This window comes from Methylocystis sp. L43, from assembly GCF_015709525.1.
Classification (GTDB): Bacteria; Pseudomonadota; Alphaproteobacteria; order Rhizobiales; family Beijerinckiaceae; genus Methylocystis.
This window is the reverse complement of sequence record NZ_JADNRA010000022.1, coordinates 63123-84576: the sequence shown is the minus strand read 5'-3', so window position 1 is coordinate 84576 and position 21454 is coordinate 63123. Positions and strand designations below refer to the sequence as shown.

Sequence of the window (21454 nt, the reverse complement as noted above, 5' to 3'; positions counted from 1 at the left end):
GGAGTCTGCAAAATGACCGACAAGAGTTCGCGTCCGCTCATTTCGAAGCCGGCGCTCGCAAAAGATCTAAACGCCAGCACGAGGACGATCGATCGATGGGCGCGCGATCCGCACATGGATTTTCCGGCGCCGCTCAAAATAAATCAGCGCGTTTTCTTTTATCGGGACGAGATCGAGCGTTGGAAACTGTCGCGCGTCCGCGCTCTCATCAAAGGCAAGCCGGCGGGCGAGCACGTCGAAGGCGAGGCGGCGTGAATGGCGGTCCTCAAATGGCGAGGGCCGCCACCGCGTGATGCGAGAAGCGACCCTCTGAAAATCGAGCACCTTGGCGGGAAGCTCGGTTTGGAAGTTACCGGAACCGGTGCGCAGCGGCAAGCAACCGATCGCATTCATCACAAGTCTCGCGCAACGATCGCGGCGCTCGTTGGAGGCGCCCGATGACGCTGCTCGACGGGCCGACCGGTAATCTTCGCCCGATGCGCCCCCACCAAGCCCGCGCGCTCGAAACCCTGCGCGCCTCGTTGCGCGCCGGCCACAGGCGCCCGCTGCTTCAGGCGCCCACGGGGTTCGGAAAAACCCTCACCGCCGCACACATAATCGCGCGCGCGCTGGAAAAGGACCATCGGATCATCTTCACGGTGCCGGCGCTCAGCTTGGTGGAGCAGACCGTCGATGCGTTCCGAAACGAGGGTATCGATTGTGTCGGCGTCATTCAGGGCGATCACGGCCTGACGGACCTGAGTCAGCCTGTCCAAATCTGCTCAGTGCAGACTCTCGCCCGTCGCGAAAAGCCGGAGGCGGCGCTCGTCATCATCGACGAGGCGCACAGAATGTTCGCTGCGGTTAACGAATGGATGAGTGATCCTGCATGGGCTGACGTCCCATTCATCGGCTTGTCGGCGACGCCATGGTCGCGCGGGCTGGGGCGCTATTACGATGATCTGGTCGTCGCTGCGTGCACAGGCGATCTAATCGATGCGGGCTATCTCTCGCCGTTCGTCGTCTATGCGCCGAGCGAGCCAGATCTAACCGGCGTCCGCACGGTCGCCGGCGAGTTCCACCAGGGCCAGCTCGCGGACGCCTGCAACGACGGGAAGCTTGTCGGCGACGTCGTCTCGACCTGGCTCGCGCGCGGCGAGAACCGCCCGACGCTCGCCTATGGCGTCGACCGTGCCCACGCGGAGCATTTACAGCAGCGCTTCCTCGAGGCCGGAATTGCCGCTGAGTATATCGATGCCTTCACAGACAACGCCGAGCGCGAGCGTATTTTCCGCCGCTTCCGCGCCGGCGTGACGAAGATCATCACCAACTGCGCCACACTGACGACCGGCGTCGATTTGGACGTGCGCTGCGTTGTCGACGCGAAGCCGACGAAGTCTGAAATCTTGTTTGTCCAGACGATTGGACGCGGGCTTCGGACGGCTTCCGGAAAAGATAAATTGATCATTCTCGACCATGCTGGAAATCACCTCCGGCTCGGCATGGTGACGGACATTCATCATGAGCACCTCGACGACGGAACGCCGAAGAAAAGCGGTGCCGATGATCGCGAGAAATCAGTGCCGCTGCCGCGGCTCTGCGAGGCTTGTTCGGCCGTCATGCCGCGCACGGCCGTGGTTTGTGAGCAGTGCGGAACGGTCCGCGAGGTGAAGTGTGAAGTCGACGCAATCGACGGCGAACTAGTCGAGCTCGGCTCGGGGACGCGCCCGGAGAAGCGAGAGTCTACCGCCAATGAAAAGCGGGAATTTCTCGGAGAGCTTCGCTTCATCGCAGCAGAGCGTGGATACTCTGACGGCTGGTCGTCTCATAAGTTTCTGGAGAAGTTTGGCCATTGGCCCAACGATGCATGGACGCGCAGCGCCGGGCCGACCGCGCCATCTCTGAAAACGCGGAATTGGATCCGCTCGCGTCAGATCGCTTTCGCAAAGGCCAAGCGGAAGGCGGCGCATGGCTAGAAACGGCCGCCGCGCCCGTTGTTCAAAAGGCGGCGTGCCGCTGACCAAACCGCAGCGGAGGCGTCTCGCACCGCCGCGACGCACGACGTGGGCGCGAATCTGGGTCGATGAGCTGGAGAGCGAAACGCGCGCGCGATTAAGCGTCAACGCGCGCCGCGCGCTCGACGCACTTGTCTGTCATCATTTCCGTAGCGCGCAGGTCGATAACGGTGTTCTCCAGGTTTCGCACAAGGCGCTCGAGCGCGCGGGAGTCGGCCACAAATATATCACCGCGGCGCTCGCCGAACTCGAAAAAGCCGGGCTGGCGAGAAAGTCCGGAAAGGGCCTGCCGAGCAATCCGTGGATGGCGCGGCCGAACCTTTACGAGCTTCCTTCCTATCTCCCTACGCGAGGCGTTCAAGCGGCGGCTAAACGACGCTTCGTGTGGATCCCCGTCGATGTGATGGAAAGCCCAGCGTGGCGCTCTCTCTCGATCAATGCGCGCCGGATAATGGACCGGTTGCTACTCGAAAACTTTCGTCACATGGGCGTCGAAAACGGGAAGCTTCGCGTTTCGGTGCGGCAGTTCGAGGAGTGCGGCGTCGCCATGCGCTTGGCGAAGAGCGCCATCGCGGAGCTTGTCGACGGCGGGCTGGTCGCGGTGATGCCGGGCGCAGCAAGTGGGAGTCTCGCGCCGCCAAATCTCTATCGGATCACCTTTCACGGCACGCTTGACGACGACCCTACGTGGGCCGCCGAGAGCCAGCAGGAGACGATCGCCATGTCCAATGAAAAATTTTTCTCACACCCCCCAAAGGTGAAGCGGGCACACCCCCCAATAGTGAAGCGGGAAAAGCCGATTCACACCCCCCAATCGTTAAGCGGGGCGGCCAAAATCACACCCCCCAATCGTGAAGCATCTATAATATCTTCGGGGGGTGGGCGGTCGGGAGAATGTTCTAAGGGAACAGCTCCCCTCCCTGATATGCCCCCCAGCCCGGGCCCGACGGCGCGAGAGATGCGGGTCGAGGCTTACGCAATCGCGCACGCCAACTGGATTCGGCGCTTCGGCCTGCCGACGCATGACGAGGTCGCGCTTATGAGGGCCTGCTACGTCCTGCCGAAGACGACGGCGGCCGAATGGACGGTGATCTCTGCGCACTTCACGGCAGCGATTGCCGAGCGAAAGGCGTCGACGGTCGATGCCGGGCTGCTCGCCGCGGAATGAGCCAGCCCCTTCCCACACCGCCGTGCGCGCGTGGGAGCGCCCGTTGCGCGCCGCATCCAAACCGTCAGCGCGATGCTGATCGCCCACCCCCGCGAAGCGCGTCACCATCGCGTCGAAATGACCTCGCCGCCTCGGCAATGATGGCTGTGGAGCGCCGCCACCGACGCAGCGCCCCCAACCGTGCATGACAGTGAGACGAGAGACAAAACCCACACAAACATAAGGGGCAGGGAAGGGGACGCGCGCGCAGCGCGCGGCCGAAGGGCGACAACGACCGCCGTCAGAAACAAAGCCACCGCAAGGCTGCAAAACCGCGCAACGATGTGCCGCCAGATGCGCTCGCCCAATGAGAATTGGGAGATCAGAGGCCCCGCGCACAGATCGACCGCCGCTTCAGTTTTCTCGTCGCGATCAATTTACGCGGGCGAATCGCAGCAACCATCCGAGGGCCGGTCTCCAAACCTTCTCCACGGCCACACGACTAATAATCGCGCGCTCCGTCTGCGAATGTCTTTGAATGTCAGAATTGTAGATGGGATCGATCGCGCGCATATTTTGCAGGGTATCGCGGGGGTAGCTGTTTGGCCCCTTTCGCGATGAGGCGCGATCGAATGCGGATCGTCGGCGGTTGGCGATCGAACCGCGTCGGCTTTGGAGTTTTATTGATGTTTCCGGCGGCGGCGGTTGCTTCAGTTTCGACAAAAGTTCGCTCCGCGCTGTCCAACGACGTGCGGCGACTGCCGGGCGTGAGTATGAAATCCGCCCAGGGTCGCCGCTTCAAGGACATCGCCGAAGCGATTCTCGTCGAGTTCGGCGCTGGTGCTGACGTGACGCGGGTCCGCGAACTTGCTTCGCTGAAGTTTTCGCACGAGATGATCCAGGCGCAGGTCATCGCCGGCGACCTTGCGAAGACTGACGATCTCGTTCGGCTGTCAAATCTGATCGCGCGAATGGAGCGCGATCTGCGTCGCCGCAAGGCGTCGCGTGCAGCGATGACGCCTCCCGCCCATTCTCTTGCGAACATCATCGCCCGCCATCAGCGCGAGGCCGCAGAGAAGGCCGCCGCCGGCGCCGACGACAACGGGGATGGGCGCTGATGATCGCCGCGCTGTCCTCTACCGACCGCACGAAGCTGTATGCGCTCGCCGAGGCGCTGCATCGCGCCGCTGCGAGCGGTGAGCGGCGTTGGGCGGCGTTTCCGATCGTGCGATCGTGCGTCGGCGAGCTGATGGCGTCGATTCGTCGTGATTGCAGCGCCGCGGACGTGGACGAAGTCGCCAGGCGCGTTCTCACGAGCGTCGACTATCGCGAGCGCTTCGATGGCGCGATTGAGCTGGCGCTCACGGAAATCCTCGTGCACGGCGTCCGCTGGTCTTGGGAGCGGTGCTGATGACGCCGCTCGTCTCACTCCGCGCAGCGCTCGACGATGCTGCGCTACTGGGCACTGTTATGGCCGGAGAGTCGCGCGAGCCGATGCGCGCGCTGCTGTTGGCGAGTCAGGGCGAGCCGCTGACGTCTTCGGAGCTTGAACACTTCCGTCGATTGACCCAGCGCGAGTCTCCGCCTGACAAGCGCGTCGCGGAGGGCCACATCTTCGCTGGCAGGCGCGCCGGCAAATCGTCGGGCATCGCCGCGTTGGCGACGTATCTTGGCGGGCTGTGCGATTACTCTGACTGCCTCTCGCGCGGAGAACGCGGCGTTGCGCTGATTGTCGCCGAGAACCAAAAGCAGGCGCGTGTGCTCCTCCGCTACATCGAAGGCGCCTTTGATGCCTCTCCCGCCCTGAGTCGTCTGATCATTGGACGAACTCAGTTCTCGCTAAGCCTTTCGAACAATGTCGATATTGAAGTTCGGTCAAGCGATTTCCGGGCGCTGCGTGGCCTCACGTTGGTCTGCTTTGTTGGCGACGAGATCAACTTTTGGCGCAGTGAATACAGCACGAATCCCGACTTCGAAGTGATCGGCAGCGTGCGGCCTGCGCTGATCACCACGAAAGGGCAGTTGTTCACGATCGGAAGCCCCTACGCGAAGAGGGGTTTCGGCTATCAGACATTTCGTCGCCATTTCGGCCCCGCCGGCAATCCGCGAATCTTGGTCGCTCACGGCGGAACCCGCGCGTTTAATCCGACGGTGCCGCAAGAGGAGATCGATCGCGCATACGCGGAAGATCCCGCGAGCGCTGCGAGCGAGTGGGGCGCGGAATGGCGCTCCGATATCCAAGGCTTCGTGGATCGCGCCATCGTCGATGCATGCGTCATCCCCGGACGACATGAACTGCCGCGCGTCTCCTGCGTCCGATACGTCGCTTTCATCGATGCCGCCGGCGGTTCGGGCGGCGATTCGATGACGATGGCGGTCGCGCATCGCGAGCGCATCGGCGATCGTGATGTTGCCGTTCTCAACCTTGTTCGCGAAGTTCGACCGCCGTTTTCGCCGGACGTCGTCACCGCCGAATTCGCAGGGATCATCAAAGGCTATGGGATCTCACGCGCAACAGCGGATCGTTGGGGGGCGGATTGGGTCACCGAAGCTTTCGCAAAGCACGGCGTGAGAGTTGAGCAATGCGCGCGGCCCAAAAGTGATCTCTATCGCGAATTGCTTGCGCCGCTGAACAGCGGCCGCATTGAACTGCTCGATCATCCGCGTCTCGTTGCGCAGTTATGCGGACTTGAGCGCCGCACCGCGCGCAGCGGGAAAGACAGCGTTGATCACGGGCAAGGCGCGCACGACGACCTGATTAACAGCGCCGCCGGCGCGCTCATCGAAGCGCTCGGCGGCGGGACGCGGCTGATCACATTCAGCGAGTCGATGATCCGAGCTTTAGAACTGGGGCTTATTTGAAACTTGAGGAGCAAAAAAAATGAAGCATTCACAGCGCAATTTGACATACGAGCGTCACCCCATTGCGGGGGCCCGGCTCGCCTATGATGCCGCGCCCACCGGCCTCACCCGCAAACCTGCGACGTCGACGACGCCCAGCGCTTCGCCAAAGCCCGCCACGCCTCGCAAGCCCGCCGTCGACTCGCCTTCGCGCCAGGAGAATTTGCAGGCGTTGCTCGATTTCTTGTCGGCAAATCTTCCGGCCGATCTCTACGGACAGGTCGAAGAACACCTGATGAGTTCAGTCTACGGATCCCAGGAGCCGGAGACATCCTATCGCCCGGCCGCCGATCGCCGTCGCATCGCTGGCGACTCCGCGGGCGATCAGAGTTTCTTCGCTCGATTTCCGTCCGCGCGCAAGATTGGCGCAGTTTGATCGGAGCACATAGATGATCGTCGCTGAATTAGAACCGGACGTCCTCACCGCTCGCGCGCAGGCGCGCCAGGCGCTCGCCGACGCGATCGCCGGCGTCGACAGCGCGCGCCAACGGCTCGCCGAGGCAAAGCGGGCAGCTGATCTTGCGACCGACCGCGCCATCGAATTGCGAAATCGCATCGACGCGCTGGCGGAGCGGGCGTCATCTGCGAAGGCTAATGCCTCCGGCGATAGCGTCATTGGCGCGCTACTGCGCGGTGAGTGCCTCGGGTCGCGCAGCTCGCCGGCCGAAGAGGCTCGAACTGAGATTGCGGCGTTGGAACGCGAATTGGACGCTGTTCGCCAAGCCCGTCAAACCGCACAAGACGAGATCGAGAATCGCAAGAGCGCGATCGGCCTCGGCGAAATGCGGGTCAGGCGCATGATCGGCGGCGTTCTGCGCTCTTCCGGCTCGACTGAGCGTTTGCTTACCGGCTTGATTGATCTCGAGCGCGAAATCATCCGGCGACGACTCGGCCTCGCTTTTCTTCTCCGGCAAGACGGCGTCCCCCGCGCCTTGCTCGCCGAAGTTGAGCGGCTCCTCGACGGCCACGCGTTACCGACTCGCGCCGCGGCCACAGACCACTGGGGCAAAAACCCGGCGAGCCAAGCCTGGGCGGACGCGCTGGCGACGCTCGAGCGCGACGCCGACGCGCGCTTGCCGTTGGACTGATTTTTCAGTTTGCCGCCGGGGTTTGACAGCGTCCCGGCGGCGCGCGCAGCGGGCGGTCGCGTGCCAGAAAACACCCGCTGGGTTCGCGGCATCCTCTTGTGTCGGCGGGCTCCGGCCGGCTGGGGCTGCCGGCCGCCCTTCGACGCCTCGGCCGTGTCCACCGGCCGGGGCGTCGATCATTCCAGATGGAGAAGATCATCATGGCCAAACGAAAAATTAGTTCTGACAACTTCGTCGCCGGGCTTGCCGCGGCGCTGGGGGTCGGCGCAGGAAGCGTTGCGCGAGAGGCCGTCGGGCGCAATTTGTCTGCGGACGGCGACGGCGACGGAATCGCGGAAGTCGTCCGCTGGGCAACCGAAAATCTCGATACCGCACAACTGCGCGCACTCGCCGACGCTTTGCGCGACGCCGCCGACGCCGACAACGGGCGCCAAGCGCAAGACAGCGCATGGCGACGGCCCGCCGATCCTTTCGAGCAACGCTATCCGGGCTCGCGCCGCATCGGTCGCCCGTTGTGAAAGACCCGCCGCCCGCCAAGGGGCGGCGATCTCTGAAATGCGACCAATCCCGAGGGGAGTGTGACCGATGAGCAGTTTGGCGAGACGACTGACAAGAGCGAAACGACGCGAACGCCTGTCGCTGCGACGCGACCGCGCTTCGAATTCCGTTGTCGTGAACTTCGGCGGCGACACGCGGACCGTTGATCTCACGCCCCAAGCGCCGCCGCCGTCGCTCGAGTCCGCTTTCCAAGGGCTCGAGAAGTCCTTGGCGGAGGTCGACGCCGCCGGGCGTGCGATGGGGCTTTCCGCCAAAAGCTTGCGCGCGGTCAAAGAGGCCATCCTGGTTTTGGGCTTGGAAGGGCTGGAATCATGAGCGACGACGCAAATGTTTTGAAGGAATTCGTCGTCGAGCTTGGCTGGAAAAGCGACGCGACACAGCAGCGCCGCGTCACCGATGCGATTGCGTCGGTCACCAAGGGCGTCACGGTCATGGCTACCGCCGTCGCGGCCGCCGAAGTCGCGCTCGTCGGAATCGCGCAACGTGTTGCTCGTAGCTTTGAAGCGCTCGCCTATGCGTCGTCGCGCGTCAACGCCAGCGCGAAGAACATCGCGACTTTCCGCTACGCGATCTCCCAGCTCGGCGGCACCGCCGAAGGGGCGATGGCGTCGCTTGAGGCGTTCTCGCGCAAGCTGAGGGAATCGCCCGGCCAGGAGGCGATGCTCAAGGGCTGGGGCGTGCGGACACGCGACGCCAGCGGGAAGCTGCGCGATTCGACCGAGCTGATGAAGGAATTCCTGCATTCGCGGAAATTCCTCGCGATGCCGGAGTTCACGCGGCTACAGCTCGCCGAGTCGATGGGCATCGACGAGCGCACCTATCGCGCGATGCTGGGCGATGTCGAGAAGTTCACGGCCGAATATCGGGACAAGATGCGCAAAGCCGGGCTGGACCCGGATGCGGCCGCGGAGAACGCCAAGAAATTTCAGCAGGCCTGGCGTTCGATGCTTTCGAGCATCGAGGTTATCGTCGACCGCATCGCCACCACGCATGGCGAAAGGATCGCAAAGCTCCTCGACAAGCTCACCGCCTTCGTCGACAAGCACGGCGACCGGATCGCTCGCGGTTTTGAAAGCATCATCGCGCTGATCCTGCGGGCGGCGGATGCGATCGGCCGGTTCGTTTCTTCTTTCGTCGAATTCATTTCGCAGGCGGACCCTGTCGTCAAGAAATTGACGGGGATTGAGGGCGCATTCGAAGCCATCGCCATCGTGCTCTTGGCGCGCCTCATCCCTGGCGTCTCGACGCTGACGGCGCTTCTCACCGGCCTTGTCGGTGGCGCTGCATGGCGGTCCTTTGTCGCTGTTCTATCGGCGCTGGGGATGGGCGGCGGCGCCTTGGCGATGGGCGGCGCCGCGCTGGGCTTCGGCGTCGGCATGGCTCCTGGGAGCGCCGGCGCTGGCGAGAACGAATTCGAGCGCCAAGAGAACCTCAAGCGCGACCCCGATCATTACAAGCGCCAGCAGCAAGGCGGCGGCGGCAGTCTATGGGAGCGCGGGAAGCGATGGTGGGGCGATCATGCGCCGGCGTGGGCCGGCGGCAACGCCTCGAAGTCGAAAAGCCTTTCCGCCAATCAAAGCGAGGCCTATGACGCGGCGATCAAGGACGGGCTAAGCCCGAACGCGGCGCGCGCCCTGGTCGCCAACATGACCGGCGAAGCGCTCCATAAGCCCGGCGACCACCATTGGGATGTCCGGCATATGTCGCAGGGCATCGTGCAATGGGATCCACAGCGCGCCGAGGCGATCAGAAAGCAGTTCGGCAAATACCCGAAGGATATGTCGGTCGCCGAACAGACGCGCGCCGCCATCTGGGAAATCCGCAACCACAAGCGCTTCGCAGCGACGAAGGAAGCGCTCGAAGGCGACGATCCGGAGCAAATGGTCCGGGCGCTGGTCAAGAATTACGAGAACCCCCGCGATCACGGGAGCGCGATCGCACAACGCCGCGCCTATTACCGGGCGCTGGCGAACATCGGCGCGCGCCGGGCCAATCCCACGGGCTTTGTTGGTTCCGCGAACGCTGCCCCTGTCCCCGCTGGCCCGTTGGGCGGCGGGAATTCTTTCATCCACAGCGTTGCGCATGGGCATACGCTCCATGCGAAGACGACGATCAACGTCAACGCCGCCGGCGACCCCGGGGCGACGGCGCGCGCGGTGGCGGGGATGCAGAAACGCGTGCACGCCGACACGATTCGCAACATGCAGGGCGCGGCGCATTGAACGACGCGCCGGCGGTCCTCGCATCCTCCCTGTGAGTCTTGCGCGCCGGATCATGCGCGCATAGCATTGAACGAAGCTGACGGTTCACCGTCGCCAAAGGAAACGGCCCGCGACCTCGGATGTAAAGGCGCGGGCCTTTTTCTTGCCCAAGCGGGAGACGAAACGTGAGGAAGCGAAACTCGCAACAGGAGTGGCTGCCCTGGTATCGCGCCCGCGGATTTAAAGGCAGCGTGTCTGAGGCGGAAAAACGCCACCTGGATGCCTATAGATCGCAGCCAAAGCATCCGGCAGCGACATATGCTGACCTCCCCGAAGAGGCGCAAAGCTACATTTCCGGGATGATAGTTGAGCTCTTAGATAAAAAGAGAGAGGCCCTCTTTGGTTGGTCGCTTTTTTGGACGACCCTCGCGGGGGCATTGCTGCTCGCCGACTATCACCGCTGCCGAGCCGCTACGATATGGGAATACATGTTCCTGGCCGGAATAATTGTGATGGCGTGGGTCCGCTATTGGTTCGAAGATCGCAAGATCGTCGAAGAGTTTTTCCCCTCCGGCATAAGCGCGCCTACGTGCGCTGATGAAGCACTTCGAAGAGAATGGGAACTGCAGTATCTCGTCGAGAATCGGCGCCATGCTGAAAAACAAGCAGACGAGTGGGACGTTTAGTGTCGCCGCCTCCGGCATCGCCCTCATCAGCGAAGGAGAGGCGTCGCGCCGCAGCTCTCGCGGCCGCTGAGCACGCTATCACCACGGCGACGCTGGACCAGCTTCAGGAGATTGTGGAGCGACTCCTCGGCCTCACCATCGCCGCCAGGATGGCGAAGCGCCCGCGGGAAGAGCAGGCGGCCAGGAAAGCGCTCGCCCTGGCCGAGCGCCGGCTGGCGGAGGTGGTGTGCTGTTCAGCTGCGGGGGCTAGCGGGTCTGGTTCTAATGAGGAAGCGAAATGACCCATATCCTCCTGCGCCCTGACGGGACATACAATCGCGGCGCGATCACCGCCAAGGCGCGGGCCGAACTGCGCCGAGGCCTGCATGACGACTGGTCTGCGGCGATGTCCTACGCCTGGCGCGTCGCCAAAGACCAGCGCGAAGCCCTTGTGGGCCGGACGGCTAAGCGCCGCCCTGTCCGCACGCCCCGGAAATATTCCGATATGCTCGCGCCAATGATCGCGGCGCGCTCGCGCAAAAATCCGGGGCTGAATTCCGAGTTTGCGCAAATTCGCAATTTCGCGCCCTGACGATCGGGGACCATCGCCGCTCCTATTGGCCGCCGCCTCCCGTTCTGGCGATCGGCTCGAGCCCGACGCCGGAAGAAGCGGCGGGGCGTTTTCTATTTCTGCGGCGACTCCATCGCTTTTTCACGAAGAAATGCCGCGGCGATCCGGACCGTCGGAAGCAGGTCCTTTCCCCGGCCTGAGGCGGTGGCGACGCCGCCGATGACATCACCAAGGCGAGATACGCCCAATTTCATCTGACCCAACCTCGCCGGCGGCCGACTCCCGATTTCCGAAACGAGAAGCGGCGGCTTGGTGGGAGACTTTGAGTGTCCAGATTCGACATGCTTAAAGGCGTGAGCAACACGGTCGATCAGAAGGAATTCTTGCGACTGCTTACAGAGTCGATCGCGCAGCTCTGTGCTCTTCTTGGGCGCGAGATAGTCGACGGTGTGGAAGGTCACGAGGCAGGCCAAGAAAGCGCGCCTGCGACAGGTGGGCTCCTTCTCGAATTCAGCGATCGTCGGTTCAACGATCGTGTTGAGATATTCGAGCGCGTCCATGGCTTACCCTTCCTCAGGTTGCGCCGAGGAAGCATCTGGCAATGGTTGGGTGAGTGTGAACGCTAATCGATCAAGCGCAACTTCCAAGAAATTTTGCACGTAAAGTTCGGCAGTCCATGGCTTTTTATTTTGGACGCCGGAGAGTTCGATTTCCCCAGTCAATTTCCAGCCGACCGGCTCGCCAGTTGATTCCTCATGCTCGTTGTAAACGCTCTCGTACAGAGGCCGAATTTCACTGGCGTGGATAATTTTATTGCAGGCGTCGCGTAGGGAAAACGTCCCTTTGTCTATATTTCCAACGAAGTCGGAGCCTGACGTGCGCTGAACGTGTGCTGTGTACGCTCCATCGGAATCGTTGGCGCTCATCATGTCGTCGTATGTTCTCAACATGATGGCCAGGTGGAGCAGTCGGTTTGACAGTAGAGGTTCCGAGATCTCGTAATGCAGCTTACGAAGCGTCGAATCTTCTGACAGTTCCTCGGGCTCCGCGAGCTCCAGCCGTCCAATCAAAGTCGAGCTAGACGCCACAATATTGTGGATGTCGAAGCAAAGAACGCGCATATCCTGTAAATCAAGGTGGTGGCCTTGCCCGGCGGTGGTCCAATACGGATTTTCCATTTTGTGTCCTTGGCAGAGATCATCTGGAATTCGGACGATGCTCGCTTAACCTCGCATTTCATCGCACTTCTCAGCCCACCACGCCATCATCCGGCGTCCCCATCTCGAGCCGTCAGCGCCCTGGCGATCGTCTGCGCAAGGGCCTTGGCGTCGGCGCCTGATAGCCGATTCACGAGTCCTTGCCGGCTCGGATCTTCTTCGAAATAGGCGTAGGCGAGGGAGACCCCGCCGGCATCTTCAACGACGAAGGACTCGGCCGCCTTGCGCATGCGCAATGGCAGGGGATAGGGCGGGGGAGTCATCTCTTCCAGCGCTCCAGGAACTCGTTTAGCCTGCGCTCATGGGCTGGCGCGGGCAGGATAACCGGGATCGTGACGAGGAACGCGAGTGGCGCAAGCTGCCGCTGCGCGAGCGATATGACTGGCCGAGCATCGCGCTGTTCGTGATCTTTCTGGCCGCATTCACTTACGCGCTTTGGCGGGGCGGATAGATGCGCGTGGCGCTTTTCATCGCTTCCGTTCTCATGCCCTTCGTTGGCGCGATCCCGCAGACGGAGGCTTGCAGCGGCTGCGGGTGCCGCGGAGGACCGGGTTACCGCGCGCCGGACGGCCGCTGCGTCGGCTGGGCTGATATCGGGCGCAAGTGCGGAAGTCCGCCAACAAGCCGATGCACAGCTGAGGGACCAAATGCAGGCGCCGCAGAGGCAGCCAAGTTTGGAGTGAAGGCGATCGAATCGAAGCAGCCAAAGGAGGTCGCGCCGAAGTGATTGCCCCGATAAAGCGGATCATCATCACCATCGTAGCGGCGACCCTTTCAAGCGCCGCGTGCGCCGACATCGTTGGCCGAGCCTCGGTCATCGACGGCGACACGATCGAAATTCGTGGACAGCGCATCCGGCTCCACGGCATCGACGCGCCCGAGAAAGGACAGCCCTGCTTTGACGCCTCTGGCAAGTCCTATCGCTGCGACCAGATTGCCGCGATGGCTCTCGATGAATTCATCGGCGCGTCGCCTGTCGCGTGCCGCGAGCGAGACACAGATCGCTACGGCCGCACCGTCGCCACGTGCGCCGTGCGCGGCGTCGATATAGAGGCTTGGCTTGTTCGAAACGGGCATGCGTTCGCGTATCGACACTATTCGTCGAACTACATCGGCGCCGAGCAAGAGGCCAAGAACAATCGTCGCGGGATCTGGGCGGGACATACGCAGCCGCCGTGGGATTGGCGAAAGGAACGACGCGGAGGCCTGTAGCTCCCATCGCAGCCCGGCCGGCGAGGACCGGGCTTTTTTTTGCCGACGATCACGCCATCAACGCTTCGCCTCCGCCGTCAACGCTCTTGCGACCGTCTGCGCCACGGCCTTTTCATTGCTTCCTTGATCGAACAGGTCGAGCCGCTCTTCTATCCCCAGATTCTGTGAGCCGATAGGAATTGGCAATAGACGAGCAAGAGTGCCACGGGTAATTTTTGAGCTTCGGCAAAAGAAAAGGGCGCCAGTGATTCGCTGGCGCCCCCGAAACTGAGACCGAGCCTTGGCCCGTCCCTCCCTAGCAGGACGACACTAAGCTGAAAGTGTCGGGGCGCGCCAGTGCTTTCTCGGTCGCATCTACAGGAACGATAATGTCTGGCACTGCACTGAACTTCCTTACGATCAAGGGCCGCAAAATCGCTGTGGACGAAAAAGGGCGCATCCGCCTGAACGACATCCACAAGGCCGGCGGATTTTCCAAGAATCAGCTGCCAACGGATTGGGGTAGCCTGCCGTCGACGCTTTCTCTGGTCCGGATCACCGCCGAGAAAAGTTCCGGAAAATCCGGAACTTTGTCTAAAGACGTCATATTATCAGTGTATTGCGCGAGGAACGGCAAGGGCGGGGGCGTATGGGCGCACCCGAACCTCGCTCTGGCCTACGCGAAATATCTCAGCCCTGCGCTTCACTATGAAGTCAACGAGGTCTTCCTTCGATACAAATCCGGCGACGCCACACTAGCCGACGAGACCCTTCAACGGTCGACCTCAGAAGGTAATGAATGGGTCGCGCGACGCGCGATGAGTCGCGTTGTTCGCAATGAATACACACAAGAGCTAGATGCGAGAGGAGTAAAAAAGCCTCTGGAATTCGGCGTTTGCACGAACGAAACGTATATCAATCTCTTCGATAAGCCAGCGAAGCAGCTCAAGATTGAGCGCGGCCTGAACCCGAAAACCGGGAAGCTTCGCGACAAAATGTCAATGAAAGAGCTAGCTTTCGTTGCGGCATCCGAAGCTCTTTCTGTCGAACATATGGAAGACGTGAAAGCTGTCGGATTTTCTCAGTGCCGCAAGGCAACGGCGAATGCAGCACAATCAATCAGGTCGGCGATAGAAACCGATAGACGCAACCGTCAAAACAAGATGCTTTGACGATTATTGGCGGCTGGCAGGCTCGCCAGCCGCCACACAGCCCTTTCTTGCGTATCAGGAACAGGCCGGTTGGCATCACCCCTGCGCCCGATATTGCGGCCAGTCCGGCATCAGGTGAACGTCCCGGGAGCCGCACGCCGAACAGACAAAGCGCCGCGACCGCGCCAGGGCGATAAACGGCATCCCCGGCGCCGTCCGCATGGCGTCGAAGGCGACCTTGCCGTGATGGGTGCAGCGGAGCCCGGTGCACCATACCCATGCGCCAGCAACGCCCTCAGCGCGAAGATCGGCGATCGTCGGAGGGGCAGGGTGCTGCATGCTCCCAGAACCTGTGAGGCGATTCGGTGTCGCGCTGCGCCGGTTGGTCTTCCCCGGCGGCTCGCCGCCGATTGATACCCAGGCGGATACCCCAAGCCAAAACAGAGCGCGATGGAGCGCTGCGGTTATGGGTCTAACATCCTGATTTTGCTGGCTCCCCGAGTAGGACTCGAACCTACGACCTAGCGATTAACAGTCGCGTGCTCTACCAGCTGAGCTATCGGGGAATGCGGTCCCGCGTATACAAGGCGGGCGGCGGTTTGCCAAGCCCGCCTCGACGACTCCGTCGTGCATAAGTGTCGGCGTCGTTCGGGCGGCTTTGGGTCGCCGCGACGGATGGGGCTCACACCGGGCTGAGCGCGTCTGCCGGCGCAAAGGCCGCGAGCGCCGCCGCGACGTCGTCGGGCGAGGGCAGCCCCGCCTCATTGCCGAGATGCTGGATTTTGTGCGCCGACGCCGCGCGGGCGAATTCAAAGTGTTCTCGCCAGGGCGCGTCCGGCCGCTCGAGATAGGAGGCGCAATAGGCGCCGTGGAAAACGTCGCCGGCGCCGGACGTGTCGACGATGAGTTCGTGCGGCACGGCGAGCGAGGCCATCTGCGAAATCTCGCCGTCCTCGTCGTACCACAACATGCCCTTTTCGCCGGTCGTCACCCCGCCGATCCGGCAGCCCTTGGATTTCAGCCAGCCGAGCATGTCGAGCTCCGACATCGACATCTGCTCGCAGAGCTTTTCGGCCACCACCGCGACGTCGACGTAACCCGTCAGCTCCTCGATGCAGGGCCGCAGCGCGCCGCCGTCGAGCGAGACGAGAGCGCCGCGCGCCCGAGCCCCCTTCGCGTAATGGAGCGCGGCGTCGGCCATATGCCCATCGACATGGAGAAGTCGCGTTTCCGAAATGTCGAGGCGCGGCACGCCCTGCAGATAAGTGTCGTCGCGCGCGCGCAGGATCGCCCGCTTGCCGTCATTGGGCCAGACGAACGACAGCGACGAGCGCGCCACCCGTCGCGGATGGACATCGATCCCGTAAGTATGGGCCATGTCCATGAACATGTGGCCGAGCCAATCGGGCGCGAGCGTGGTCAAGAGATCGACGGGATGGCCGAGCTTGGCGCAGGCGAAGCCGGCCGTGACGGCGTTGCCGCCGAAACTCACCGCATAGTCGCGCGCTAACGCCTTCTGGTCGCCCGAGGGCATGCGCTCGGCGCGCATGGTGACGTCGATATAGGCATGGCCAATGAAGAGAGCGTCCAAGGCTGAGACTCCCAAGATGGCGCCGAGCGGTCGCCGCAAAATGATCCCGCAGCAGCGTGACGCACGCCTGCAATCGCGGCTGTGGCGTCAGACTGAAAAGCTGGTGCCGCAGCCGCAGGAGGAGACGGCGTTGGGATTAACGACACGGAAGGACTGTCCCATCAGATCGTCGACAAAGTCGATGCTGGCGCCGGCGAGGAAGCCAATGGACGCGGGGTCGATCGCCACCCGGGCGCCGGCGTGCTCAAGGAGCGCGTCCTCCGCGCCCGGGGCGGACTCCACGGCGAAATGATATTGGAAGCCGGAGCAGCCGCCGCCCTCGACTGAAACGCGAAACACCGCGCCGGGCGACTCATTGGCGAGGATCGCGTGAATGCGCCGCGCCGCCTGATCGGTGAGCGCGATATCGCTTGCCGCCGTCGTCATCCGTTTCTCCGTCACTTGCCTGCGCGGGCCGTCGCGAGTTACTGCGGGCGGACGCCCGATCGAAAGAAACTCGCCCGAAATCCGAAATTCGGCATATCCCATTCTACGGCGGCCCGGCCGTTTGCGGGATATGCTCTCTGCTGCAAGATAGGTCCAAACCTGAGGCGTTTCAATGAAAGGCGCGCATATGGCGGTTCGCGGCCCTCTCGCGGCATACGCCAGCGACGCCGCGCGCTCGCGCGGCCGGCTCTACGCAGAGGCGCCATCGCCGACGCGGAGCGAATTCCAGCGCGACCGCGACCGAATCATCCACTGCACCGCCTTTCGCCGGCTCGCGCATAAGACCCAGGTCTTCGTGCCCCTCGACGGCGATCATTTCCGAACCCGCCTGACCCATACGATCGAGGTCGGGCAGATCGCCCGCGCGCTCGCCCGCGCTTTGCGCGTCGATGAGGATCTCGCGGAGGCCGTGGCGCTCGCCCATGACCTCGGCCATACGCCGTTCGGCCACGCCGGCGAGGGCGCGCTCGAGGCCTGCATGGCGCCCTTCGGCGGGTTTGATCACAATGCTCAGGCGCTGCGCGTCGTGACGCTCCTGGAGCGCCGTTACGCGCGCTACGACGGTCTCGATCTGACCTGGGAGACGCTCGAAGGCATCGTCAAGCACAATGGGCCGCTGTTGCCCGGCGCACGCGATGAGCATCCCTTGCCTCATCCTGAGGAGCCCGTGGCTGGCGTGGCGTGTGTTCGTCCACTGTCACGCTACATCGCGGCGTTCGACGCCATCTTTCCGCTCGATCTCTCGACCTTCGCCAGCGTCGAGGCGCAGGCGGCGGCTCAGGCGGACGATATCGCCTATATCGGCCATGACATCGACGACGGCCTGCGCGCCGAACTGTTTTCGCTCGACGACATTGCGCGAACGCCCTTCATCGCCGGGGTGCTCGCGCATGTCCGCGACGAATATCCTGGCCTCGAACGGCCGCGCGTCATTCATGAGCTGGTGCGCCGCGTCATCACCGCCTTCGTCGAAGACGCCATCGGCGAATCGCTGCGGCGTTTGGCGCGCATTTCGCCGGAGAGCGCCGATGAGGCGCGGCGGGCGGGCGAAACCCTTGTCCGTCTTTCGCCGCCGATGGCCGAAGCCGAGCGCGAGATCAAGGCTTTCCTCTTCGCCAACATGTATCGGCATGAGAAGGTCTTGGGCGTCTGGGAGCGCGCGCGCGACGCGATTTCGCGGCTGTTTCCGACTTTTTTTGAGAACCCGGAGCTGATGCCGGCGGAATGGGCGGCGCAGGCGGTTCCGCTGCAGGACGCCGACCGCGCGATTGTGGTCGCCGATTATATCGCCGGGATGACCGACCGCTACGCGCTAAACGAAGTGAAGCGGGTGTTTGGGGGCTAAACGACCGGTCGATCATAACGGCCTGCCGCCAGTCGACGTCTGCGGACGGGGTGATTTCCCCGGGCCAAGCTGTTAAACGGGCGGCCGACCTTAAGCGCTCGGACCTCCATGAACATTTTCGACGACTTTCACGCACGCATCGCCGCCATTCTCGCTCGCATCGCGGCCGACGGCCGGCTGCCCGATCTCGACTACGCGCGCTTCGTCGTCGAGCCGCCCAAGGACGCAACTCTGGGCGATCTTGCGTCGAACGCCGCCATGGTCTTCGCCAAGGAGGCGAAGCCGCATTTCTCCTCTCCGCGGGAGTTGGCGATCGAAATCGGCTACGCCCTTGCGCAATCGCCGGACGTCGCCGCGACAGAGGTCGCGGGGCCGGGCTTCATCAATATCCGGCTGAAGCCCGAGATATTCACGCAGGTGCTTTGCGCAGTACTGCGCGAACCGCTGAATTTCGGCCGCGTCGCCAAGAGCCGGTCAAGCGCTCTGCAGGGCAAGGTCAATGTCGAATATGTCTCGGCCAATCCGACGGGGCCGATGCATGTCGGCCACGGCCGAGGCGCCGTCTTCGGCGACGCGCTCGCAAATCTCCTGGCCTTTTCGGGCTGCGCGGTGACGCGCGAATATTACATCAATGACGCCGGCGCCCAGGTCGACGTCCTGGCGCGCTCCGTTTATCTGCGCTACCGCGAGGCCCTCGGCGAGCCGATCACGATCCCTGAGGGGCTCTACCCAGGCGACTATCTGATGCCCGTCGGCGAGGCGCTCGCCAAAGCGCATGGGAAGGCGCTCGCCGGCGCGGCGGAGAGCGAGTGGCTGCCGGTCGTTCGCGCCGCCGCCATCGACGCGATGATGGAGTTGATCCGCGGCGATCTCGCCGCCTTGAACATCACCCATGAGACGTTTTTCTCCGAACGGTCCTTGCATGCAAAAAAGGACGGCGTCTCGGCGATCGACGCCGCCATCGACTGGCTTCGAGCCAAAGACCTCGTCTATGAAGGCCGCTTGCCCCCGCCGAAAGGGCAATTGCCCGACGACTGGGAGGACCGCGAGCAGACGCTGTTCAGATCGACGCTCTTTGGCGACGACGTCGACCGCGCCTTAAAGAAATCCGACGGCTCTCCGACCTATTTCGCGGCGGATATCGCCTATCACAAGGACAAGACCGATCGCGGGTTCGACACGCTTGTCGACGTCTGGGGCGCCGATCACGGCGGCTATGTCAAACGCATGACGGCGGCCGTCGCCGCGCTCTCCGACAAGCGGGTGACGCTCGACATCAAGCTTTGCCAGCTCGTCAAGCTGATGCGCGCCGGCGAACCGGTCAAAATGTCGAAGCGGGCGGGGGACTTCGTCACTTTGCGGGAGGTCGTCGACGAGGTCGGGGTCGACGCCGTGCGCTTCATGATGCTCTATCGCAAAAATGACGCGCCGCTCGACTTCGACCTTGCCAAGGTCATCGAGCAATCGAAGGATAACCCGGTCTTTTACGTCCAATACGCCCATGCGCGGGGCAAGTCGGCGCTGCGCCAGGCGCTCGCCGCTTTTCCCGATATTGACCTTTCGGCCGAAAGCCTGGCCGAGGCGGATCTGGCGCTTTTGGCGGACGAGGGCGAACTTGCTTTGGCCAAGATGATCGCTCAGTATCCGCGGGTTATTGAGGCGGCGGCGGCGGCGCACGAGCCGCACCGGGTGGCCTTTTATCTGCACGAACTGTCGAGCGTGTTCCATTCGCATTGGAATCGCGGCAAAGATCAGCCGCAATTACGCTTTGTTAAGGCTGAAGAGAGAGAGTTAACCATCGCTCGGGTTGCGTTGGTTAGCTCTTTAACGATCGTCCTGGGGTCAGGCTTGAGGCTGCTCGGCGTGAGCGCCCCCGACGAGATGCGCTAATCGACGCCTTGAGCGGCCACGGCCAGGCGTAGGACGCGCTATCAATTTGCTTCGCGCCCCCCAGGAATCAACGAGCGAGGTGCATCATGCGCGAGACATCGGTTAGAGGCCCGGCGATCGATCTCGGCGAATTCGAGCGGCGGCTGCGTGGGCCCGAACGCGCCCCGCAAGTCGAAGATCCGCTGAGTGAACTCGCGCGGCTGGTCCAAGGGCAGGACCATGTCGCCGCTGATCCCTACAGTCAGATTCTCGCGGAGGCGCGTGACGCTCGCGTTCAAGCCGCCGAACTGCGCGGTTCCTACGACGCCGCACCGCCAGTGGCGGCTGAGCCGCCCTATTATCCGGAGCCGTCATTGGAGCAGCCTCTGGAGCCCGCCTATCCGGTGGATCCCGACTATCGCGATTTGCCGCCGGGCTACAGCCCGCAGCAAGGGGCTGGATACGAGCCCACCTATCAAGGGGCCGGATACGAGTCGGCCTATCATGAAGCCCAGGCCGGCTGGAGCGATGATTCGCAATATCTCGATTATGGCCAGAGCGATGAAGATTATGAGGATCCCCACGGCGGATGGCGCTCCTGGTTCCGGCCCTGGCACGCCGTCGTCGCGATTTCGCTCGTCGCCGTTCTGAGCATCGGCTTCGCTTTCTGGCATCGCAGCGGCTCCGGCGCCTCGCGCGAGATCGCCACCATCGTCGCGCCGGAAGGACCCGTGAAGGTAAAGCCAAGCGCCGAGGCCGAAACGACGGCGCCAGACGCCAGCGCCGCTGTCGTTCTGGACCGCAGGGAGCAGGCGCCGGTTCAGAAAGTCGTCACCAATCAGGAACAGGCGGTGGATCCTTCGGTCACGCCGAGCGCGGCGCTGCTCGGCGACGGACCTGTCAATCTGCCGCATGAGCCTCCGGCTCCCGCCACAGCTGCGCCAAAGAAGGTCAAAACCGTCACCGTGCGGCCGGACGGCAGCCGGGTGGAAGATGGCGCTCTGCCGCCCGCCGTCGCCATGGCGAGCCGGCCCGCTGCGGAGACGGCGGCGCCTACAGCCGTGGCCGGCGCCATCGGCGCCGCAACCGCGACGCCGCCGACGCAGGCGAAGCCAACGGCGACGCCCCCGCGAATCGCCAAGCCGAAGCCTGTGGCGCCGAAAGTGGCTGCGGTTGAAGGAGCAGCCGCGCCGGAGGCGGATTCCGATCAAGCGACGCCTCCGAGCAAAGGCGGCTTCGCCGTGCAATTCGGCGCCGCGAATAGCGAGGCCGACGCCCGCGAATTGCTGAAGACGGTCGTCAGCAAATATCGCTCACAGCTTGGCGGCCTGAAGCCGACCTTCAAAATGGCGACCGTGAATGACAAGACCGTCTATCGCGTGCGCGTCGGGGCGGTCAGCAAGGAGTCCGCGAACGCGATCTGCAGCAAGGTGAAGGCGTCCGGCGGCTCCTGCTTCGTCGCAGGCAACTGACGGGACG

Annotated in this window: 24 protein-coding genes and 1 tRNA gene; 18 read left to right on the top strand and 7 right to left on the bottom strand. The window is 63.2% G+C overall.

The window, feature by feature from the left end; translation table 11 throughout:
- Positions 1-12 precede the first annotated feature (12 nt).
- The 13 genes from IYX23_RS05660 (at position 13) to IYX23_RS05600 (ending at position 11146) form a co-directional block, all read left to right on the top strand.
- The gene (locus IYX23_RS05660; protein WP_196392158.1) at positions 13-255 is read left to right on the top strand and encodes a hypothetical protein; all 243 of its coding nucleotides are present in this window, start codon (positions 13-15) and stop codon (positions 253-255) included.
- 182 nt (positions 256-437) lie between these two features.
- The gene (locus IYX23_RS05655; protein ID WP_196392159.1) at positions 438-1955 is read left to right on the top strand and encodes a DEAD/DEAH box helicase; all 1518 of its coding nucleotides are present in this window, start codon (positions 438-440) and stop codon (positions 1953-1955) included.
- The gene (locus tag IYX23_RS05650) at positions 1948-3162 is read left to right on the top strand and encodes a hypothetical protein (protein WP_196392160.1); all 1215 of its coding nucleotides are present in this window, start codon (positions 1948-1950) and stop codon (positions 3160-3162) included. Before IYX23_RS05655 ends, IYX23_RS05650 begins: the two co-directional genes overlap by 8 nt.
- A gap of 611 nt (positions 3163-3773) precedes the next feature.
- On the top strand, positions 3774-4259 hold the full coding sequence (locus IYX23_RS05645) for a hypothetical protein (protein WP_196392161.1): 486 nt from the start codon (positions 3774-3776) through the stop codon (positions 4257-4259).
- A complete protein-coding gene (locus IYX23_RS05640; RefSeq protein WP_196392162.1) occupies positions 4259-4552 on the top strand; it encodes a hypothetical protein in 294 nt (97 codons plus the stop codon). Before IYX23_RS05645 ends, IYX23_RS05640 begins: the two co-directional genes overlap by 1 nt.
- Positions 4552-6003: a hypothetical protein gene (locus tag IYX23_RS05635; protein ID WP_196392163.1), complete on the top strand. Its 1452-nt coding sequence runs from the start codon at positions 4552-4554 to the stop codon at positions 6001-6003. Before IYX23_RS05640 ends, IYX23_RS05635 begins: the two co-directional genes overlap by 1 nt.
- Positions 6004-6022: 19 nt before the next feature.
- The gene (locus IYX23_RS05630; protein ID WP_196392164.1) at positions 6023-6418 is read left to right on the top strand and encodes a hypothetical protein; all 396 of its coding nucleotides are present in this window, start codon (positions 6023-6025) and stop codon (positions 6416-6418) included.
- Between the two features lie 13 nt (positions 6419-6431).
- Complete coding sequence (locus IYX23_RS05625; RefSeq protein WP_196392165.1) at positions 6432-7130, top strand: hypothetical protein; 699 nt, start codon at positions 6432-6434, stop codon at positions 7128-7130.
- Between the two features lie 200 nt (positions 7131-7330).
- Complete coding sequence (locus IYX23_RS05620; protein ID WP_196392166.1) at positions 7331-7648, top strand: hypothetical protein; 318 nt, start codon at positions 7331-7333, stop codon at positions 7646-7648.
- Positions 7649-7715: 67 nt separating this feature from the next.
- Complete coding sequence (locus IYX23_RS05615; protein WP_196392167.1) at positions 7716-8003, top strand: hypothetical protein; 288 nt, start codon at positions 7716-7718, stop codon at positions 8001-8003.
- Entirely contained in the window at positions 8000-9910 is a 1911-nt protein-coding gene (locus tag IYX23_RS05610) for a phage tail tip lysozyme (protein WP_196392168.1), read from the top strand. The genes IYX23_RS05615 and IYX23_RS05610 overlap by 4 nt, the downstream gene beginning before the upstream one ends.
- A gap of 164 nt (positions 9911-10074) precedes the next feature.
- Entirely contained in the window at positions 10075-10575 is a 501-nt protein-coding gene (locus tag IYX23_RS05605; RefSeq protein ID WP_196392169.1) for a hypothetical protein, read from the top strand.
- 277 nt (positions 10576-10852) lie between these two features.
- Positions 10853-11146: a hypothetical protein gene (locus IYX23_RS05600; protein ID WP_196392170.1), complete on the top strand. Its 294-nt coding sequence runs from the start codon at positions 10853-10855 to the stop codon at positions 11144-11146.
- 92 nt (positions 11147-11238) lie between these two features.
- Here the strand turns inward: IYX23_RS05600 and IYX23_RS05595 are convergent, their stop codons facing one another.
- From IYX23_RS05595 to IYX23_RS05585, 3 genes are all read right to left on the bottom strand, one after another.
- A complete protein-coding gene (locus IYX23_RS05595; RefSeq protein WP_196392171.1) occupies positions 11239-11685 on the bottom strand; it encodes a hypothetical protein in 447 nt (148 codons plus the stop codon).
- Between the two features lie 3 nt (positions 11686-11688).
- The gene (locus IYX23_RS05590; protein ID WP_196392172.1) at positions 11689-12303 is read right to left on the bottom strand and encodes a hypothetical protein; all 615 of its coding nucleotides are present in this window, start codon (positions 12301-12303) and stop codon (positions 11689-11691) included.
- Positions 12304-12389: 86 nt separating this feature from the next.
- Positions 12390-12605, bottom strand: coding sequence for a hypothetical protein (locus IYX23_RS05585; RefSeq protein ID WP_196392173.1), 216 nt, complete (start codon positions 12603-12605; stop codon positions 12390-12392).
- A gap of 460 nt (positions 12606-13065) precedes the next feature.
- On the opposite strand from IYX23_RS05585, the gene IYX23_RS05580 reads away from it, so the two are divergent.
- Together IYX23_RS05580 and IYX23_RS05575 are read left to right on the top strand one after the other, a co-directional pair.
- Entirely contained in the window at positions 13066-13554 is a 489-nt protein-coding gene (locus IYX23_RS05580; protein WP_348643632.1) for a thermonuclease family protein, read from the top strand.
- Positions 13555-13922: 368 nt separating this feature from the next.
- A complete protein-coding gene (locus IYX23_RS05575; protein ID WP_196392174.1) occupies positions 13923-14705 on the top strand; it encodes a KilA-N domain-containing protein in 783 nt (260 codons plus the stop codon).
- A 75-nt stretch (positions 14706-14780) separates the two neighbouring features.
- Here the strand turns inward: IYX23_RS05575 and IYX23_RS05570 are convergent, their stop codons facing one another.
- The 4 genes from IYX23_RS05570 to IYX23_RS05555 all read right to left on the bottom strand — a co-directional run bounded on the left by IYX23_RS05570 (position 14781) and on the right by IYX23_RS05555 (position 16701).
- The gene (locus IYX23_RS05570) at positions 14781-15023 is read right to left on the bottom strand and encodes a hypothetical protein (protein ID WP_196392175.1); all 243 of its coding nucleotides are present in this window, start codon (positions 15021-15023) and stop codon (positions 14781-14783) included.
- 151 nt (positions 15024-15174) lie between these two features.
- Positions 15175-15250 (bottom strand) — tRNA-Asn (locus tag IYX23_RS05565).
- A gap of 116 nt (positions 15251-15366) precedes the next feature.
- Positions 15367-16275 carry a sugar kinase gene (locus IYX23_RS05560; protein ID WP_196392176.1) on the bottom strand — a complete coding sequence of 303 codons (909 nt, stop codon included), beginning with the start codon at positions 16273-16275 and terminating at the stop codon, positions 15367-15369.
- A gap of 87 nt (positions 16276-16362) precedes the next feature.
- Positions 16363-16701: an iron-sulfur cluster assembly accessory protein gene (locus IYX23_RS05555; protein ID WP_029650008.1), complete on the bottom strand. Its 339-nt coding sequence runs from the start codon at positions 16699-16701 to the stop codon at positions 16363-16365.
- Positions 16702-16888: 187 nt separating this feature from the next.
- Between IYX23_RS05555 and IYX23_RS05550 the strand changes: the two genes are divergently transcribed.
- The 3 genes from IYX23_RS05550 to IYX23_RS05540 all read left to right on the top strand — a co-directional run bounded on the left by IYX23_RS05550 (position 16889) and on the right by IYX23_RS05540 (position 21447).
- The gene (locus IYX23_RS05550) at positions 16889-18106 is read left to right on the top strand and encodes a deoxyguanosinetriphosphate triphosphohydrolase (protein WP_196392242.1); all 1218 of its coding nucleotides are present in this window, start codon (positions 16889-16891) and stop codon (positions 18104-18106) included.
- 108 nt (positions 18107-18214) lie between these two features.
- Positions 18215-19996, top strand: a complete 1782-nt coding sequence (gene argS / locus IYX23_RS05545; protein ID WP_196392177.1) for an arginine--tRNA ligase — start codon at positions 18215-18217, stop codon at positions 19994-19996.
- Between the two features lie 86 nt (positions 19997-20082).
- Positions 20083-21447: an SPOR domain-containing protein gene (locus tag IYX23_RS05540; RefSeq protein ID WP_196392178.1), complete on the top strand. Its 1365-nt coding sequence runs from the start codon at positions 20083-20085 to the stop codon at positions 21445-21447.
- Positions 21448-21454: the final 7 nt, after the last annotated feature.